Below are 18,057 nucleotides of genomic sequence, written 5' to 3'. Positions count from 1 at the left end.
GGTTTGCCGGTCGAGCGCCATGGTGGGTTACGGCGCGGTCGGGTTTTGTGTTGTTGGCAGGCCGTGGTTCGCGCAATCCCCATGGATGGGGTAAATGCCGCAAGCCCGCCGGGAGCGGGCGCGGCCTAACCCACCCTACAAAAGCTGTGTGCAACACGTAACGGGCACATAGCCAAAACAAAGCCTATTTTAAGCCGCCGGCTTGGCTTTAGGCAGGCGCAGCAACTTGCTGTCGAGCACCTTTGACGGCTTGCCGATCAGGCTCTCGCTAAGCTCGATGAAACTCTCGGTATTGACCCTGTCCATGCGCATCAAGCCTTGGGCCACGTCATCCAGGGAATGCTTACCGGCGCTGCGCTGGCGGATTTCCAGGTCCAGTTCCTGCAGCAATACCACCGCCCGCGCCGTGACCGCGCCGGTGGCATGTTCGCCACGCAGGTTGTTGACCTTACTGCTCCAGAGGGTGAGTTTCTTGCGCACCTGCTGGTAGCGCTCCTCGCTCATGCCGCCGGCGCGACGCAGTAATTCGATGGCGTAGTACTCGGCGATGCCTTCGCTGATCCAGTCACTGGCATCGGTGTCGCGAATGCCGCTGAGCACATGCACCAACTCATGGATCAAGGAGCTGGTGCCGTTCTCACTCACCAGCGGCCGCTCGGCATGCATAAACAGCGAGTTGGGGCCCGACAAGGCGCCGCGCCACATGGGATCGCCGGCACCCACCACCAGCAGCTTGCGCGGATCACGGGGGAACACCGCTTGCGCGTGCGGCCACACGAAGGTCAGCAGGGTCAAGGTATCCATGCGGCGCATGCCCGAGCCGATGGGGGCGGCGATGGTGACATCGGTTTCGCCTAAACGCGTACGCCGCGTACCCATCTTGCCGGCCAAGATCCAACCGGTCGGCCGATCAAAGGACTGCGCGGGGTTGTCGATCCGAAAGCGGTTCGGACCGATGCGCGGCCAGCCGCTCTCGACGCTTTTCCAGCCTTTGGGCAGCTCCACTTGCAGGCGTGAAACCAGCTCGACTTTGTCATACAACACTACGTCGGCGGCGGGCACCAGATCATCGCCTCGCAGTAGCGCCCAATCCGCGGTAATCAGCGCCGAGTAGGCCCCGGAGGGCTCGAGCTGATTGATCCGCACCCGATAGCTGAGGCTGGCTTTGCCGCTGGCGGGGGTCCAGGTGGCGTGCCCCCGGCCGTCCTCAGTCCACTGACCGTCGGCCTTAAAGGCCACATAGTGCTCAGCCTTGGGCAGATAAAATTTAACGCTCTGCACCAATTCGCCCTTGGCCAGGGTCAGTTGTACTTCGGCCTCGGCGCTGGCCGGTAAAAACCGCAGCTGATAATCCAGGTCGACTTTTTTAGCCGCCAACCCTGGCGTGCTCAGTAGCAGCAGGCAGGCTGCCAAACGCAGGCGTATACCGATAAACATGAGGCAGAATCCTTATTGGCAGTGCAACTTGCTGCCGGTCGAGCCGGCACAGGCCAGCTAACGGCAAAACATCCAACGTTTCAGGTCGTGTGAAAACGTAGCGAGCGAAGGTTATGCCTGTTTTTAACGCCGCATAACCGAGCGCAGTAGTTTTCACGCGGCCTGACTAACCGGAGCGAAAAATCAGGTAATCCTCCCAGTCATCCTCGGCCACGCTGTTCTCGCTGAGCATGCGCCCGGATTGCGAGATGCGCTCGCGGTGCACCGCATCCACGTCGCCGCTGACTAAATAATGCCAAGCGGGCAAGTCGCGGCCCTCGGACACCAAACGATAGGCGCAGGTTGCCGGCAGCCACTGGAATTGATCGGCTGCCGCTGGCGTCAACTGAATACAGTCGGGAACAAACTTGCGTCTATTAGGGTAGTCGGTGCAACGGCAGCTGGTCAGATCGAGCAGTTTGCAGGCGATGCGGGTGTAGTAAACGCTGCCATCGTCCTCATCTTCGAGCTTTTGCAGGCAGCACAAACCACAGCCATCACAGAGCGACTCCCACTCTTGGCTGTCCAGCTGAGTCAGGCTTTTACGTTTCCAGAAGGGTTGGACTGTGGCGGTCATGAGCAAACACTGAGCTAAACAAAAGGCCGGCAGTCTAGCTTGCCGGCCTTAGCCGGCCAAGGCGGGGATGCCGAACGGCCGGCTAACCGCGCGCAAGCACGACCCGGCCACGCAGCGGCGTGTGGCTTACATCGGGTCGTTGCGACGCAACAGCTCTTCGGGCAGATGCTCGATGTACTCGTCTTCGGCCGGCGGCATTTGCAGGTGATAGCCCTGTTTCTCCAGGTTGGCCAACACCAGCGTGATGTCTTCGCGGGCCAGTTGACGCTCAGGCGTCAGGACCAAATCGAAGGTATGAATCGGCGGGCCGAACGCCACTAACAGGCTTTCCGGTACGCGCTTAAGCGCCTCGCTGCGCTCGACATAGAGGTACATCTCGTTCTTGCGCGGGCTTTTGTAGATGGAGCAGATACGTTTCATGCAGTTTCCTCGGCTAACAACTTCAGCAATGCCTGGCCCATTAACTCGCGCCGCCAGCCACGCAGGGCATCCGGCAGTTGATAAGGGCCGTTCGGAAAGCCGGTTTTCAATAAGGCATCCAGGGTTTTCTTGCGCAGCATCAGCTCTTGCGCCATGTCCAGGCGCTCGGCTTCACGCATGCCAAAGGCGCGCAGTTTTTTCAGCAGCGCCGTGGCTTCCATCGGCAACGGCTCGGGCACCACTGGCGGCCACTCGGCCTCAGGCAGTGCGGCGGCCTGTTTAATCAGCTGCAGCAGGGTTTCACCATCGTGGCGCACGGTGCGCGGGTGCATCTCTTCAATGCGCGACAAGCTGGTCAAGTTATCCGGTTGGGTGCGCGCCAACGGCCACAGAGTGTGATCGCGCAAAATGTGATTGCGCGGCTTGTTGCGGGCCCGCGCCTCACGCTCACGCCAGGCGCACAGCTCACGCAGCACGGCCAGCTGCGCTGGGGTCAGCTTCCAGGCCAGTTTGGCCTCGCGATAGGCCTCCTCGGGCAACACCTCGCGGTGCATATTGCTGACCAGCTCGGCGCCATCTTCCAGCACCCTGGCGGTTTTTTCCGCCGAGAGTTTCGCTGCCAGCACGCGATAGACCTCGGCCAGGTGCACCGCATCTTCGGCGGCGTAGCTGATTTGTGTATCGCTTAGGGGCCGCTGCAGCCAGTCGGAGCGGGTTTCGCCCTTGGGCAGATCAAGCCCCAACACCGCTAGCACCAGCCGCGAATAGCCCATGGAAAAGCCCATGTTCAGATAAGCCGCCGCCAACTGGGTATCAAACAACGGCGCAGGCATGCTGCCGGTCAGGCGCAGCAGCACCTCGAGGTCTTCACTGCAGGCATGCACCACCTTGATCACCGCTGGGTTCTCCAGCAGGGCAGCAAAGGGTTGCCAGTTATTGATCAGCAGCGGATCGATCAAATAAGCACTGCTACCGTCACCGACCTGCACCAAGCCGGCCAGCGGGTAGAAGGTATCGACCCGCATAAACTCGGTGTCCAGGGCCACAAAGGGCAAGTCTTGCCACTCGGCGCAATACAGCGCCAGGCTCGCGTCATCGCGAATCCAATGAATATCAATGGCCATGCAACTCTTCCTTATAAACGGCGGCCATTATTGCTGCCGGCCTTAACAATGCCGGGCAGTATATATCGCCAGCGACCATAGCCGGGCATTCACGGCTTGCCGGGTGGTGCACTCAGTTTTATCCTGCCTGCGCTGCGTCCACTCGCGCTCAGACTAATCAAAGGAATGCCATGAAGAAGCTGCTGGGCCTTATCGCCCTCTTGATCACCGCTGCTACCGGTTACCTGATTCTCGCCCCCAGCCCAATCGATCCCGTGGCCTGGGACGCGCCTGTAGCGCCGGCCATGAGCGGGGTGCTGGCGGTTAACAACGATCTGCAAGGCGCTGAACTGCTCGCCCAAGGCAAACTGGACGGCCCGGAAGACACCGCGGTGGATGCCCAGGGCCGGGCCTATACCGGTCTGCATAACGGCAAAATAGTACGCATTGGCAGCGATGGCACAGTGGCAACCTTCGCCGACACCCAGGGCCGGCCGCTGGGCATGGACTTTGACGCTAAAGGTAATTTGATCGTCGCCGACGCCTTTAAAGGCTTGCTGAGCATCGACCCGCAGGGGCAGATTCGCGTGCTCAGCACCGAAGCCGAAGGCGTGCATTTTCGCTTTACCGACGACCTGGACATCGCCAGCGACGGGCGTATTTACTTCACCGACGCCTCGGACAAATTCGAGCAGCCCGACTACCTGCTCGACCTGCTCGAAGCCCGCCCCCATGGCCGGCTGCTGCGTTACGACCCGGCTACCGGCAAAACCGAACTGCTGCTCAAAGACCTGTACTTTGCCAATGGCGTGGCGCTGTCGGCCAATGAGGACTTTGTACTGGTCAACGAAACCTACCGTTACCGCATCGCGCGCTACTGGCTAAAGGGTGAAAAAGCCGGTCAACACGACATCTTTATCGACAATCTGGTCGGCCTGCCCGACAACTTGCAAGGTGATCGCGCCGGCACTTTCTGGGTGGCGTTGCCCACCCCGCGTCTGGCCGACACCGATGTGCTGCACCGTAAACCCTGGGCCAAGGCCCTGCTGGCCAAACTGCCACGGGCCCTGTGGCCCAAGCCGCAGAAATATGGCCTGGTGCTGGCCATCAACGAAAACGGCGAAATCATCCGCAGCCTGCACGACAGCAGTGGCGAACACCTGCGCATGATCACCTCGGCGAAACCCGTGGGTGATTGGCTGTACCTGGGCAGCCTAAATAACGACCGTATCGGCAAGCTGAAAATCAAGTAAGCCGCGTTAATCAAGCGCCTGCCGCTGTTTTTTGCACTGTTAATAACGCACGGAGCCTGCCATGTCACTCGCCCAACTGCTTAGCCCTGCACAACTGCACGCGCGCCAGGCGCAGCCCAAGCTGGTGCTGCTCGATTGCCGCTTCGCCCTCGACGACCCGGCCTACGGCCAGCGCAGCTATGGCGAGGGGCATATCCCTGGGGCGCAGTTTGCCGACTTGGAGAGCGACCTCTCAGGCACCGTGCAAAAAGGCCGCACCGGCCGGCACCCGCTGCCGGAGTCGATCAAGTTGATCGAGCGGCTGCGGGCCTGGGGCGTCAACAATGACAGCGACATAGTGCTGTATGACGACGGCCCCGGCGCATTCGCGGCACGGGCCTGGTGGTTGCTGGCCTGGCTGGGCAAGCGCGACGGAGTATTTTTGCTTGATGGTGGCTTGAAGGCCTGGCGCGAGGCTGGGTTAAACCTGACCAACACGGCCAGCACACCGGCCGCCGGCAACTTCAGCGGTCAGCCCGACCCGCAATTGCTGCTGACTGCCGCGCAACTGCAGCAACGCCTGGGCGACCCGCAACTGTGTTTGCTGGATGCCCGCGCCTTGCCGCGTTTTCGCGGCGAGGTGGAGCCGCTGGATCCGGTGGCCGGGCATATTCCCGGCGCACAATGCGCGGTATTTACCGACAATCTGGATGGCAATGGCCGCTTCCTGCCGACTGCCCAGCTCCAGCAGCGCTTTGCCGCGCAACTGGGCAGCCGGCCGGCCAGCGGACTGGTGGCCTACTGCGGCTCAGGGGTGACGGCCTGTCACAACCTGTTTGCCCTGTGTTTAGGCGGTTATCCCTTGGCGCCGCTGTATGCCGGTTCCTGGAGCGAATGGATCACCGACCCGCAACGCCCCGTCGCCCTTGGCGATCAGTAACAGCTGCATATAATCCGTGGCGCTTTAGTGCCACGAGTTATATACACAATAAGCAAAAGCCTAAAACAGTTTAAAAACAGCCTTTTACGAATAACTCTTGGTACTACACTCGAACTTATGCGGCTAACGCCGCTTCCGGTTCGGCCTTTAGTTACAACTCGGTTTACTCGCTTTTATGTGTCAGGCCCGCCGGTTACCTTTTACGAGGGATTTATGGGTATTGCCGCCAGCGATTTACGCCAACATGTGATCCGTCCCACCTTGGTTTACTTGGGCCGCCACTCCCCCAGCGCAGAAGCTTTGCTACTCGGGGTCGCCGCCTGTCAATCGGCCCTCGGCGCAGTGCTCACCGACCGCCGCGGCCACGGCCTGTACCGCATCGCCGAACAGCGCCATCAGCAAATTTGGGATCAACATCTGGCCCTCGACCCAGACCTAGCCAGTAAGATTCGCGGTTTAGCCAGCCAGCATGCGTTTCTAACCGCCCCGCACCTGGAGCTGACGGTGAACCTGCGTTACTCCACCGCTATCGCCTGGATGCTGATCGAAGCCGCCGGCAGCAAACTGCCCGACAGCCATGACCTTCTGGGTCTGGGGCAGATTTGGCGGCAAGTGTTTCAGCCCCAAGGGCAGTCGCGCGATTTTCTGAATGCCTGGATAAGCTGCGTGGGCAAACTCAGCCAGGTCGCGTGAGCCGGCACCCCTGTTTTAGAGCGGCCAGTGGCGGCTAACGTTTGCGGCACAGGGTTAAGCCATCGCCGAGCGGCAATAACGACAAATCCAGGCGCGGGTCATCTCTCAAGTGCCGATTGAGCGCCTGAATGGCTCGTGTATCGGCGCTTTCCGGCCGAGCCTCAAGCACCCGACCACTCCACAGGGTGTTATCAAACAACAGCAACCCGCCAGCACGCAGCAATACCAACGCGTGCTCTAAGTAAGCTGGGTAGTTGGCCTTGTCGGCATCGATAAAAATCAGATCAAAACTTTCACCCTGACCGCTGCGCGCAAGTGTCGCCATGGTGTCCAGGGCGGGGCCGAGGCGCAGCTCAATTCGCGCTTCAAGGCCGGCCAGGCGCCAATAGCGGCGCGCAATGCTGGTGTATTCCGCCGAGGTGTCAGCGCAAATCAGCAGCCCATCGTCGCCCATGGCGCCGGCCAGGCACAGGCTGCTGTAGCCGGTGAAGGTGCCAATTTCCAGCAGCCGTTTGGCACCCGTCAACTTGACCAGCAGCGCCATAAACTGGCCCTGCTCCGGGGCGATTTGCCAGCGCGCCACCGGCAACTTCGCGGTTTCTTCACGCAACTGGCGCAGCAGCGCGCTTTCACGCAGCGAGACATCGAGCAGGTACTGATACAGCGGCTCGTCGAGGTTAAGGCTGCGATTGGTCATCCATCCTCCTGCACCAGGCCAGGCACAGCAGCCCTGAGACTGCCGCTGAATTCGGCGCTTTCTTTATTGAGCTTGACGCTGCTGCAAGTACTCCAGCACCGCCGCCTGGTCACCACTGAACTCGATACGTTGCGCCTTGCTGTCACGCTGAAAGGCGTACATGGGGTCGTAGTATTCGCTCAGCAAGCCTTCAATCCACTCACGGTGCAACTGCACTTGGCCGCTGCGTTGTTGCTCGGCCAGGGCTGCAGTCATGCTGGCGGCCAAGCGCTGATAACGCTCGCCGCCCAGACGTTTAAGGATATTGCTCAAACTCTGTTGCAGCCGCTCGGCGAACAGCGCAAAGCCCTGTTCCTGACCATGTACGGCCACAAAATCGGCACACAGGTTGGTCACATAGTCGGCCAGAATCCGCGTCACGCGGCCCTCCAGGCTGTCCTCCAGCCAGATCAGCGGATAGCCCTGCATACCCTGATGCAAGCCTATCGGCAAGGTGCAGCCACCGACCATGCGGCTCTCATCTTCGAGCACAAACTGCTGCTGACCGGCGGCGCGTTTTTTCAACATGTCGATAGCCAAAAGGTTCTCGAAATCGATCTGCGCCGGCTGCGGACTCACCCGTTTACCAAAGCTGGAACCACGGTGATTGGCATGGCCTTCCAGGTCCAGGGCGTTACCCAGTTGGGCCAATACCTCGGTCTTGCCGGTGCCGGTAAGGCCACCGACTATGACGAAATCGCACTGGGCCAACGCCTGCTCGGTGGTTTCCAGCAAAAAGCTGCGCATGGCTTTGTAGCCGCCGATGACTCGTGGATAGTCGATGCCGGCTTCTTCCTTGAGCCACTGTTGGACGAGTTGCGAGCGCAGGCCGCCGCGAAAGCAATACAGATAACCCTCGGGATTGGCCTGAGCAAAGGCCACCCAGGCGGCAACTCGCTCGGCTTTAACCGCGCCGCACACCAGTTGATGACCCAGTTTGATGGCGGCGTCCTGACCACGCTGTTTGTAACAGGTGCCGACTTGTTGCCGCTCAAGGTCATTCATCAGCGGCAAATTGATCACGCCGGGGAACGCGCCTTTGCTGAACTCGACCGGCGCGCGGGCATCCATCATCGGCAGGTCGTTTAAAAATATCTGGCTAAAGTCGGCAGTATTGGCGCGCATCAAAACACCTCGACCGCATGGCTCTGGCGCGCAACCAGAGTACCTATTGGCGCCAGTTCCAGGCCCAACTCCGCCGCCACCGCGAGGAATTCGGCCTCACCCTCGGCGGTGACCGCCACCAGCAAACCGCCGCTGGTTTGTGGGTCACAGAGCAGGAATTTCTGCTCATCGGTCAGCGGCGCCACCTTCTCACCGTAACTGTCGAAGTTGCGGTGGGTGCCACCGGGTACGCAGCCTTGTTCGAGGTAGTAATCGACCCCCGGCAGACGCGGCACAGCGGCGAATTCAAGTTGCGCGGTCAGGCCGCTGCCATCGGCCATTTCCAGCAAATGCCCAAGCAGACCGAAGCCGGTGACATCGGTCATGGCCATGACGCCGGCCAGCTTGCCGAAACGGCTACCGGGCTTGTTCAGGGTGCACATCCACTCACAAGCCAGGCCAACGTCCTCAGGGCGTAACTTCGACTGTTTCTCGGCGGTGGTCAGAATGCCTATCCCCAGCGGCTTGCTCAGGTACAGGCGGCAACCGACGGTGGCGCTGTCGTTGCGCTTCATATGGCGCTTGAGCACCACACCAGTCACCGCCAGGCCGAAAATCGGCTCGGGGGCATCGATCGAATGACCACCGGCCAGGGGAATACCCGCCGCGTCGCACACCGCGCGGCCGCCGCGAATCACCTCGCGGGCCACCTCGGGCGCCAGCACATTGACCGGCCAGCCGAGAATGGCGATGGCCATCAGCGGGTCACCGCCCATGGCGTAAATATCGCTGATGGCATTGGTGGCGGCGATGCGGCCGAAATCATAAGGGTCATCGACTATCGGCATAAAGAAGTCGGTGGTCGACACCACCCCGCGCTCGTCATCCAGGGCATACACAGCCGCATCATCACGCGAGGCATTGCCAACCCAGAGCTTGGGATCGAGGTTTTGCGCGCCGCTGCCGGCCAGGATCACATCCAGCACCTTGGGCGAAATCTTGCAGCCACAGCCGGCGCCATGACTGTATTGGGTAAGGCGGATAGGTTCGTTCATTGAAATTCTCGAGCAACGCATGCAGACAAAAGTGCTGGCAGTCTAACAAAGCATCAAAGAAATCGTGGACGGATCAGAACGTAGGATGGGTGGAGCGCAGCGATACCCATCACCGCGCAGTTCATTTATACCTGCAGCGGGCGCCAGCGTTACGCGATTAAGCCATCCGGCACTCTGCGACAGCGAGCAGCCACCCGTGCTTTGACGCTTATCCGTTTTGCTGGCAAGGTTGCCGCCGCGCATCGCCGGGAGCGCTGCAAGCCATAGCCAGCCACTGCTTAATCGACTACTGGGCATGCCGCCAACAGCAATAGTTTGCGCGCGAAACTTACGGAGCAAGGATTACCCATGACCTCACTCGCGCTCTTACTGATCGGTTTTTCCCTGTTCAGCGCCCTCGTACTGGCCCTCACGCACTTTCGCGACAGTAACTATTCAGGCCTGCCAACCGCCAGGATCATGGGTTTGGTTCTGCTCATGGCCCTCAGCGGCCTGCAGCTTACGCATTTCGCCTGGCTGCATCTGGACTTACCCTGGGTGACCACGGCGCCCTACCGGATAGCGCTGTTTATGGTTGCACCGGCGTTTTTTATGTTCAGCGCCCCCTTATTGACTCCGGCCAAGGACACGCAAAAACAGCTGACGCTGCTATGGCACGCGCTCCCGGTATTAATGGCACCCTGGCTACCCGCAGACGGCGCATTGCCATTGGCTTTCGTGGTCGGTGCCGGCTATCTGTTGTGGCTGGCCCGGCGGATTTATCTGTTGCGCCGCGAACGCAGCCAATACCACCTGGAAATTATCTTGTTGGGCCTGATTTTCCTGATCGCCATCGCGGTATCAGGGCTTGGCCTGTTCCAGCAGGCACTGCCGGCAAAGCTATTTTTCGTGCTGTATGCGATAGCCATCGGTGTAGCGTTTTTTCTGCTGCTGACAACCCTGGGCTTAAGACCGCAACTGGCCAGCGAAATAAGCGAAAGCGCACAAACCAGCTATGCCAACTCGACACTCAGCAACGTCGACTGCCCAACCGCGCTGGCCAAGCTGGATACGCTGATGAATGTTGAGCGCATCTATGCCGACCAAGCATTGAGTTTGCCCAGCTTGGCCGAGCGCCTGGCGCTGAGTAGCCACCAACTCTCGGAGCTGATCAACGCTCAGTTAGGCAAAGGCTTTTCGCGCTACCTGCGCGAGCAACGCACCGCAGCGGCCAAATTGATGCTCTGCGCCGAGCCTTCAGCCTCGGTGCTGTCGGTAGGCTTGAGTGTCGGCTTTAGCTCGCAATCGAACTTCTACGATGCCTTCCGCGAGATCGAGGGCATGACTCCTGGCCAATACCGAAAACTCCACCTGAAACCCAACTCCGTTCAGCAATAAAGGGCTTTTTTGTTCTGAAAAGATCATTGCGGAGCTTAATCGTGCTCCGTTTCGATCAAAGCGGAAGATCATCGCCCAAGCAAAACCGACACTGAGAACTCCAAACACCCGAGGAGCTACTCATGAATATTTATTACCTACTGCTGCTTGAACTGCTCATCTGCATAAGCATGAGCCTGGTGGTCCTGCGCGTACTGTCAGGCCCACTGAGCCATGTACTGGAAAGGATTTGCCCGGATAAACCTGCGGCCATCTTTTGGCTTAGCTACACCAAGGTGATGTTGATCAGTGCGCCTCTGCTGCTGGTACTGACCGTGGATTTGTTCGCCAACTTCAGCAACCCGATGGACAGCCTGCGGCTGGCGCTGATGGCATCCTTGGCCGGACTGCTGCTTGGCCTGCACTCTGTCGGCAAGCGTCTGGGGCAATTTGTGCTCATCCCAAAAGCAGCCGGGAGCCAAGCATGAACATTCTACTCACCGGCGCCAGTGGTTTTATCGGCCGCAATATTGCCTGCCAGTTAAGCGCCGCCGGCCACCAAGTACGCGGTGTGTCGCGCAGCCAAGGGTTCGATTTTTGCCAAATGCAAGGCAGCGCCGATTGGCTGCCACTGCTCGACGGCATTGATGTGGTGATCAACAGCGTTGGCATCATTGGTGAAGCTGCAACCCAGCGCTTCACACCGCTGCACACGCTGGCGCCACAGGCGTTGTTCCGCGCCTGCCACGAAGCCGGCGTGCGCCGGGTGGTGCAAATCTCCGCGTTGGGCGCCGATGCCAGTGCGTTTTCCGCCTATCACCTGAGCAAGCTGGCGGCGGATGACTACCTGCGTAGCCTCGATCTGGACTGGTTCGTGCTGCGCCCATCGCTGGTCTACGGCCACGGTGGGACAAGCTCCGCGCTGTTTATGCGCATGGCCCGCCTGCCGCTAATTCCACTGATTGGCGCAGGGCAGCAGCAATTGCAGCCGGTACATATTAGCGATGTAGTGGCTACGGTAATCGCCTGCCTTAGTGCTCCTCAGGCAAAGCAAACCTTGGACATCGTCGGCAACCAAAGGCTGAGCTTTGCCGAGTGGCTGCAGTGCATGCGTCGCGCACAGGGTCTAGCACCCGGACGAGTGCTACACATTCCACTCATGCTGGCGATGGCCGGCACCTGGTTGGGCCGCTGGTTCAGCCCGCTGCTGCAGCCCGATAACCTGCGCATGCTGCAAACCGGCTACTTGGCTGACGTGCAGCCCATCACCCAATTTCTCGGGCGCAGCCCACGAGCACTAGAACCGCAGCTGTTTTTCTTGGATGCCACAACGACAACCTCAGCAGGGAGCGCGACATGATCTATCTGACCCTAAAGACCCTGCACATTCTGAGCATGGTGCTGTTGTTCGGCACTGGCTTGGGTAGCGCGTTCTACAAATGGATGGCTGATCGCAGCGGTAACGTCGCGCATATCGCGGTGACCAACCGGCATGTAGTACTGGCCGATTGGATTTTTACTACCCCAAGCGTGTTGTTCCAGCCCGTCAGCGGACTGGCCATGGTCTATCTCGCCGGTTACTCGCTCAGCACGGGCTGGATTGCCATCAGCCTTGGGCTGTTCTGTATCGCCGGCGCCTGCTGGTTACCGGTGGTCTGGCTGCAGATTCGCATGCGGCAAATCTCGGCTGCAGCGGCAGCCGAGCAAACCGCGCTTCCCGAGGTTTACTGGCGCATGGCGCGCTGCTGGTTCTGGCTCGGCCTGCCCGCCTTCACCGCCATGGTGCTGGTGGTCGCACTGATGGTGTTTAAACACATTCCAGGAGCAGCATGATGAAAAGCTTGATGCAACAGCTGCTAGGTAACGACTGGGACAAGCTGCATCCCGCCCTGCAGGCGCATTACCAATTCGCCCCCAACATGGACATCGGCCATCTGGACATCGAGTACCCGCGATTTATGCAGCCCATATTGCATCTGCTGTACTGGTGCGGCGCGCTGATCAATCGCGCCGGCAAAAAGGTCGACACTCGGGTAGAAAAACATATCAGTGCCGAGCGCCAATATTGGCGGCGGGCGATGACCTTTGCCGATGGCCAAGTCATCCAGTTCAACAGCTACTGCATCCTGGCGGGCGGCAACCAACTGATCGAATTCGTCAATCCCTTTCTCGGGTTGCAAATGGCCGTTCATGTGCAAGACGGACAACTGCACTACCAAGGCGTGCGCTTCGTGATGAAGCTGGGGTCCGTGCGGCTGCCAATCCCCGAATGGCTGGCGCTGGGCCATACCAGCATTATCGAAACGGGGATGGACAATAACTATTTCGCCATGGATTTTCGCCTGACCCATCCGCTGTTTGGCCAAGTGTTCCGCTATTCAGGGGTTCTGCAAAATATCCGCCAATAACTCACGGTTAATAGCGGCAGATTTAGCCCCATCAGTTACCGGACGCTATGGCCAGCGCGCCTGCCAGAGCGGTAACCAGGCCAATGGCTGCAGAGTTTCTTCGCTTGGTCTGTACTCCGCGCCCAACCAACCCTCATAACCACTGCTGCGTAAGGCGGCCAGCAGCGGGGGAAAGTCCAGCGTACCGGTGCCTGGCTCGCCGCGCCCCGGGCAATCGGCAAACTGCACATGGCCGATGCGCCCGGCCAGCAGGGCGATGCCGGCGGCAATGTCTAGGCCTTGGCGTGCCATGTGGTAGAGATCGAACTGGGCTTGCAGATTGGGATGATCGACGACCCGCAGCAGCTCATCCAACTGCTCGGGGGTATTGATCAGAAAGCCCGGCATATCCAGCGGATTGATCGCCTCGCAGAGCACACCAATCCCCAGCACGGCGAAGGCCTCGGCAGTTTTGCCCAGGTTAGCGATCAGACAGGCCAGCGCCTGCTCGCGGCTAACGCCTGCGGCCAAACGGCCAGCCAACAGATTGACGTAGGCCGGGCGGGCCATGGCCGCATAGGTCAGCGCCTGTTGCAGGGCGGCGTCGAACTCCGCTTGCCGAGCTGGTACCGCCGCCAGGCCTGGCCCGCCGGTCATCAGGTCGCCAGCCGGCAGATTGATCAGCCGCAGCGGTAGATCGGCGCGAGCCAGCGCCTCTTTTAACTGCAGGGCCGGCACTTCATAGGGGAACTGGATTTCCACCCCATCGAAGCCGGCCGCCGCTGCGGCTTGAATGCGCCCAAGCAGCGGCAACTCGCTAAACAGCAGCGACAGATTAGCGGCGATTTTCATGGCTTTGGCTCGCGGTACAACTCGATCAGGGTGGCGGGATCGCGCTGCAAATTGCCCTGGCTGCCGTGCAGACGCATCAGCTGGGCGGCCAGACCGCTGAGCGGCGTGGCCGAGTCCTGCTCGCGGGCCAGTTTTACCGCCGTGTCCAGGTCTTTGAGTAAGGTGCGCACATGCCATTTGATCGGTTCAAATTGGCTGCTGGCCATCTGCGGCGCCAGTATCTGCAAGGGTTTGGAGTCGGCAAAACCGCCACTCAGGGCTTCGGCCAGCAGCGTCGCATCCACCCCGCTCTTCTCGGCCAGAGCCACCACTTCGGCAATCACCAGTGCATTGCAGGCCACCAGCATCTGGTTGCAGACCTTGGTCACTTGGCCCGCGCCCAGCGCACCCATATGGGTGAGGCGCTGACCCAGATGCGCAAGGATCGGCCGCACCCGCGCCACGTCTTCCGCCCGGCCACCGGCCATGATCGCCAGGGTGCCGGCCGTAGCGCCGGCAGTGCCGCCGGAGACCGGCGCATCCAGCCAATGCATGCCCGTTTGCGCGGCTAACTCGGCGGCCATCTCGCGGGTAGCGGCCGGCTCCAGGCTGGAAAAATCCACCAGCAACTGGCCCAGCTGGGCGCCTGCAACGATGCCCGCAGGACCAAATACCACCTGGCGTACCACCCTTGTATCGGCCAGGCACAGCAAGACGATGTCGGCGCTTTGGCACAGCTCAGCCGGGCTGAATACCTGGCGCGCACCGGCGGCGACTAATTCTGCGCACTTGTCCGGCGAGCGGTTCCACACCGTCAAGGGATAACCAGCGGCCAGCAACCGGCGACACATAGGCAGGCCCATCAGGCCAATCCCGGCGAAAGCCAGGGCAGGTAGTGAGTTAGACATAGGAACCCTGCATTAGAAGAAAGACAGGGGGCGAATCCTTACACAGATGGCAAACACGGCCTAGTAGCCTGTCGGTCTGAGACCTGCGCCGACGACACTAAACCGCAACACGGCTAACCCCATCGGTCAGCCGGCCTGAACCGGCTACCCCTACAATCCTAGAAGCCCGTCAGCCCTGCAGGCGCTGCCGAGGCGCGCAAAACCTAAGGCTGCGCTAGCACCTGTTCTGCAACATTACGCAAAGCCAGCAAGGACTCAGCCGACTCGCGCTCAATGCGTTTTTGCAACAGCAGACGGTTGAGCAAGCGCATCACCCATCCAGAAAAGTGGTATTCCAGGGTACGCACAAAGCGTGTACCACACTGCGTGGCTTGGCACTCATAGGTAACCGAGAGATTAAGGCCATGGTTACCGGTTGCACGCGCCTGCCAACGTTGCCCCGCCACATACTCGACAACATCCCAACTAAGCTGGCCCCTACGGCCACCGGCGAAAATATCCTCGTCAAAATGACTGCCGGCAGCTAAAGAACCGCTGGGACCGTACACCCGCACCGAGGATGGATGCCACTCGGGCCAGCGTGTCGCACAACTGGCATACGCCAGCACCTGTTCAGGGCTATAAGCGATCTCGACCTCATGCTGCATAACCGTCACGCAGTGATCGCGCTCCAGCGGCTGCCAATCCAAAGTCCCGCGCAACCAATCCATTAACGGGAACACGATATTGAAATTTTTGCTTTGCATCAGGTCGCGCCGGTGATGCAGTTCATGCAGCCGCCGCATGTGGCGTATCCAGGGCAGCCGAGCTACAGGATGGCGGTCTGGCAGATGCTCGCAGGCATGAAAAATTTCGTAGCTCAGGTAACCGAGCAACATGCTGCTGGCAAACAACCCAGCGACATTGCTGTTAACCAGGCTCAATAACCACCAGACAGCAAACAAACCGCTGCTGTAAATCATGATCAACCAAGCCGGGAAAAGAATTACTCGCCAGTCTTGGGCGGTTTCATAGCGCATCTGCCCAGGCACGAAAAAACTGTGGTGATCGCCGCTGTGGCGCTTATAAAACAGCGCACTCAAACGATGTTTATGGTGCCCAAGATTTTTGTGCACGGTGTATTCGCCCCAGTTAAAAAAGACCAGAGCCAGCACAATGGTCAGCCACTCCAAGGGCCGCACCGCCTCTAAAGTGCTGTAGAAAAACACCAGGCACAGCGCACCATAAGCCAGCACAAATCCGCCATGCAGCCACGGGTTGTAACGCGCATGAATGCCTGCGCGGTAGCGTGCCCGAAAGGCTTGAGTATCGAAGATCATCGCAGCTCCAGGGTGGATGGGTTTGACAGCAGTCTATTGGGCGAATAATTATTGTGATAATTGATATTCAAGATAAGCATTATTCATGAACGTGAATTTACGCCAGATAGATCTAAACCTGCTGCTGGTCTTCGATGCACTGATGCAGGAACAGAATCTTTCGCGCGCAGCACTCCGGCTGCATATGAGCCAGCCGACCGTCAGCAATGCGCTGGCCCGCTTGCGCGCACAGCTGGGGGAGCCGCTATTCAAGCGCACGGCCCGCGGCATGTTACCGACAGCCCAAGCGCAGGCTTTGTACGGGCCGATCCGCCAAGGCTTGCACCTATTGCAGCTGGGGCTGGGGTCGCAGGAGGCCTTTGACTTGCAGGCTGAGCACACCTTCAGGTTATCCATGAATGATTATGCCCAAGCCACGCTGTTGCCGGCCCTGCTCGCGCATTTGAGGTTACTGGCACCGCGCGTGGTGTTGTCGGTGCAAAGCGATGAGGCGGATTCGCTGACCGCTCGGCTGGCGGCGGGAGAACTGGATCTGGCGATTGATTACCTGTACTTCGCCAGCAGCGAGCTCTGCTACCAACCTTTAATCGAAGAACAACTGGTAGTGATCGGCCGCGCCGGGCACCCAGCATTTGTCGGGGGGCTCACCTTGGCTGGCTATCAGCAAAGCCAGCATGTATTGATCCTGCCGCGAGCGGGCCGAGGCTCACCACTGGAAATCATCCTCGGCTCGGCCAAAGTCCGTCGTCAGGCACAGGTGCATGTGCCGCACTATTTGACCATTCCACCGATCGTGGCGCAGTCCGATTTGCTGGGCACGGTACCGCGCCGCTTGGCCGAACACTTTGCACCGATCTATGCGCTGCAGATCTCGCCGCTGCCGGTGACTATCCCGCCAGTGCAAGTAAGCCTTATCTGGCACCGCCAGCAAGAGCTGGCGCCAGGCTTGCGCTGGTTACGCGAACAGATAGCACAGCTATTTCGCCAGCCATCCGGAGCGCTGCAGAGCACCTCACAAACGTAAATGCCCTACTCAGTGCAATAGGCTGCTACCTCTAGCGTGGCTCAACAACAGTTGCTGTCTGCCGTGCGGCAAGCAGCATGGCCACAAAGTCGACCGCAAAGCGATGACAGTCACCAGGCCAACGGGCCGTCAGTAAATTGCCATCGCGCACCGTGAAACCGGGCTGCAGATTGCTGGCGCTGTCGCGCATCGGTAGGCGTGGCCCCGCGATAAAGTCGCTCGGGCTGGCCAAGGCGGCGGTGACTTCGGCCTCAACCGTTTGCGTATAGGTGCGGTAGTAGCGACCGAGCCAGGGCGCGGTTACCAGCCAGGCCAGCAACTCCATACTCAGCCCGAGCAGAGCCGTGGTTTGTCGGCCATGCAACACCGATTTGCCGCTGCGCGGATCAATCGCCCGGGCCAGCAGCAACACGCCGTGACAGACCGCCGCAACGGGTTTGTCGGCCTGGAAAAAATCCACCACCAATGCCTGCGCCCGCTCGGACTCCAGCAGGCTGCGCACCCCCTGGGCGTGCCCACCGGGCACCAGCACGGCTTCAAAATCGGCGGCCGACACCTCGGCGTAGGACAACGGCTTTAAAAAAGCGGCGCTCTGGCTCATGCGCTGATACAACTGCAGGTCGGCGGCTTTCGTCATAAAAAACGGATTGAGAACGCTAAAGCCGCCGCTCACCAGGCGCGGATCGGCATAGGCCGGCAAGCCTTTCGGGGTGGCAAAACGCACTTCAATGCCAGCTTGCTGCAAGGCCTCCCAAGGCACCGCGCTCTCGGTCGGATCGTAGTCAGAATCGGGTAACAGAAACAGAATCATGCCGATGCTCTCGTAGTGACGCCTTCAGTACGGCGATTGTGCTTGATTGCCCGGCATGATGCGCAGTCCGGCGAACTGTTGCATT

20 protein-coding genes are annotated in these 18,057 nt (G+C 59.9%); 9 read left to right on the top strand and 11 right to left on the bottom strand.

All coding sequences use genetic code 11. The features are described from left to right. Positions 1-189: 189 nt before the first annotated feature. The 4 genes from Q8R10_RS04265 to rnd all read right to left on the bottom strand — a co-directional run bounded on the left by Q8R10_RS04265 (position 190) and on the right by rnd (position 3,597). The gene (locus Q8R10_RS04265; protein ID WP_305651328.1) at positions 190-1,437 is read right to left on the bottom strand and encodes a hypothetical protein; all 1,248 of its coding nucleotides are present in this window, start codon (positions 1,435-1,437) and stop codon (positions 190-192) included. 166 nt (positions 1,438-1,603) lie between these two features. After that, positions 1,604-2,053 (bottom strand): YcgN family cysteine cluster protein, encoded by a 450-nt coding sequence (locus Q8R10_RS04260; RefSeq protein WP_305651327.1) that lies wholly within the window; start codon positions 2,051-2,053, stop codon positions 1,604-1,606. Between the two features lie 126 nt (positions 2,054-2,179). Then, positions 2,180-2,473 (bottom strand): YcgL domain-containing protein, encoded by a 294-nt coding sequence (locus Q8R10_RS04255; RefSeq protein ID WP_305651325.1) that lies wholly within the window; start codon positions 2,471-2,473, stop codon positions 2,180-2,182. Next, entirely contained in the window at positions 2,470-3,597 is a 1,128-nt protein-coding gene (rnd, locus tag Q8R10_RS04250; RefSeq protein ID WP_305651323.1) for a ribonuclease D, read from the bottom strand. The genes Q8R10_RS04255 and rnd overlap by 4 nt, the downstream gene beginning before the upstream one ends. A gap of 170 nt (positions 3,598-3,767) precedes the next feature. Here rnd and Q8R10_RS04245 point away from each other — a divergent pair, with 170 nt between their 5' ends. From Q8R10_RS04245 to Q8R10_RS04235, 3 genes are all read left to right on the top strand, one after another. Beyond that, positions 3,768-4,829, top strand: a complete 1,062-nt coding sequence (locus Q8R10_RS04245) for an SMP-30/gluconolactonase/LRE family protein (protein ID WP_305651321.1) — start codon at positions 3,768-3,770, stop codon at positions 4,827-4,829. A gap of 61 nt (positions 4,830-4,890) precedes the next feature. Then, positions 4,891-5,748 (top strand): sulfurtransferase, encoded by an 858-nt coding sequence (locus Q8R10_RS04240; protein WP_305651319.1) that lies wholly within the window; start codon positions 4,891-4,893, stop codon positions 5,746-5,748. Between the two features lie 213 nt (positions 5,749-5,961). After that, positions 5,962-6,441, top strand: a complete 480-nt coding sequence (locus Q8R10_RS04235) for a hypothetical protein (protein ID WP_305651317.1) — start codon at positions 5,962-5,964, stop codon at positions 6,439-6,441. A gap of 34 nt (positions 6,442-6,475) precedes the next feature. Here Q8R10_RS04235 and Q8R10_RS04230 read toward each other — a convergent pair whose 3' ends face one another. The 3 genes from Q8R10_RS04230 to selD form a co-directional block, all read right to left on the bottom strand. Next, positions 6,476-7,138 carry an O-methyltransferase gene (locus tag Q8R10_RS04230; RefSeq protein WP_305651315.1) on the bottom strand — a complete coding sequence of 221 codons (663 nt, stop codon included), beginning with the start codon at positions 7,136-7,138 and terminating at the stop codon, positions 6,476-6,478. 63 nt (positions 7,139-7,201) lie between these two features. Continuing rightward, positions 7,202-8,302: a tRNA 2-selenouridine(34) synthase MnmH gene (mnmH, locus tag Q8R10_RS04225; RefSeq protein ID WP_305651313.1), complete on the bottom strand. Its 1,101-nt coding sequence runs from the start codon at positions 8,300-8,302 to the stop codon at positions 7,202-7,204. Beyond that, positions 8,302-9,336 (bottom strand): selenide, water dikinase SelD, encoded by a 1,035-nt coding sequence (gene selD / locus Q8R10_RS04220; protein WP_305651311.1) that lies wholly within the window; start codon positions 9,334-9,336, stop codon positions 8,302-8,304. The genes mnmH and selD overlap by 1 nt, the downstream gene beginning before the upstream one ends. Before the next feature lie 348 nt (positions 9,337-9,684). Here selD and Q8R10_RS04215 point away from each other — a divergent pair, with 348 nt between their 5' ends. From Q8R10_RS04215 to Q8R10_RS04195, 5 genes are all read left to right on the top strand, one after another. After that, on the top strand, positions 9,685-10,713 hold the full coding sequence (locus Q8R10_RS04215; RefSeq protein ID WP_305651309.1) for a helix-turn-helix domain-containing protein: 1,029 nt from the start codon (positions 9,685-9,687) through the stop codon (positions 10,711-10,713). A gap of 122 nt (positions 10,714-10,835) precedes the next feature. Next, on the top strand, positions 10,836-11,180 hold the full coding sequence (locus Q8R10_RS04210) for a hypothetical protein (protein WP_305651307.1): 345 nt from the start codon (positions 10,836-10,838) through the stop codon (positions 11,178-11,180). Continuing rightward, positions 11,177-12,052, top strand: coding sequence for a complex I NDUFA9 subunit family protein (locus Q8R10_RS04205; protein WP_305651306.1), 876 nt, complete (start codon positions 11,177-11,179; stop codon positions 12,050-12,052). The genes Q8R10_RS04210 and Q8R10_RS04205 overlap by 4 nt, the downstream gene beginning before the upstream one ends. Beyond that, the gene (locus Q8R10_RS04200) at positions 12,049-12,525 is read left to right on the top strand and encodes a DUF2269 domain-containing protein (RefSeq protein ID WP_305651304.1); all 477 of its coding nucleotides are present in this window, start codon (positions 12,049-12,051) and stop codon (positions 12,523-12,525) included. Before Q8R10_RS04205 ends, Q8R10_RS04200 begins: the two co-directional genes overlap by 4 nt. Further along, entirely contained in the window at positions 12,525-13,100 is a 576-nt protein-coding gene (locus tag Q8R10_RS04195) for a DUF4166 domain-containing protein (RefSeq protein ID WP_305651302.1), read from the top strand. Before Q8R10_RS04200 ends, Q8R10_RS04195 begins: the two co-directional genes overlap by 1 nt. A gap of 45 nt (positions 13,101-13,145) precedes the next feature. Here Q8R10_RS04195 and Q8R10_RS04190 read toward each other — a convergent pair whose 3' ends face one another. The 3 genes from Q8R10_RS04190 to Q8R10_RS04180 all read right to left on the bottom strand — a co-directional run bounded on the left by Q8R10_RS04190 (position 13,146) and on the right by Q8R10_RS04180 (position 16,137). Beyond that, positions 13,146-13,931 carry a hydroxypyruvate isomerase family protein gene (locus tag Q8R10_RS04190; RefSeq protein WP_305651300.1) on the bottom strand — a complete coding sequence of 262 codons (786 nt, stop codon included), beginning with the start codon at positions 13,929-13,931 and terminating at the stop codon, positions 13,146-13,148. Next, entirely contained in the window at positions 13,928-14,818 is an 891-nt protein-coding gene (locus tag Q8R10_RS04185) for an NAD(P)-dependent oxidoreductase (RefSeq protein WP_305651299.1), read from the bottom strand. The genes Q8R10_RS04190 and Q8R10_RS04185 overlap by 4 nt, the downstream gene beginning before the upstream one ends. A gap of 203 nt (positions 14,819-15,021) precedes the next feature. Next, the gene (locus Q8R10_RS04180; RefSeq protein WP_305651297.1) at positions 15,022-16,137 is read right to left on the bottom strand and encodes an SRPBCC family protein; all 1,116 of its coding nucleotides are present in this window, start codon (positions 16,135-16,137) and stop codon (positions 15,022-15,024) included. Positions 16,138-16,222: 85 nt separating this feature from the next. On the opposite strand from Q8R10_RS04180, the gene Q8R10_RS04175 reads away from it, so the two are divergent. Further along, a complete protein-coding gene (locus Q8R10_RS04175) occupies positions 16,223-17,161 on the top strand; it encodes a LysR family transcriptional regulator (RefSeq protein WP_305651295.1) in 939 nt (312 codons plus the stop codon). Between the two features lie 31 nt (positions 17,162-17,192). On the opposite strand, the gene Q8R10_RS04170 is transcribed toward Q8R10_RS04175, so the two are convergent. Then, the gene (locus Q8R10_RS04170; RefSeq protein WP_305651293.1) at positions 17,193-17,972 is read right to left on the bottom strand and encodes a type 1 glutamine amidotransferase domain-containing protein; all 780 of its coding nucleotides are present in this window, start codon (positions 17,970-17,972) and stop codon (positions 17,193-17,195) included. Positions 17,973-18,057: the final 85 nt, after the last annotated feature.

Source organism: Pseudomonas sp. (genome assembly GCF_030698175.1).
In the GTDB taxonomy this organism is placed as follows: domain Bacteria; phylum Pseudomonadota; class Gammaproteobacteria; order Pseudomonadales; family Pseudomonadaceae; genus Aquipseudomonas.
Note: the sequence above shows the minus strand (reverse complement) of the source record. Positions and strands in the feature narration are given on the sequence as shown.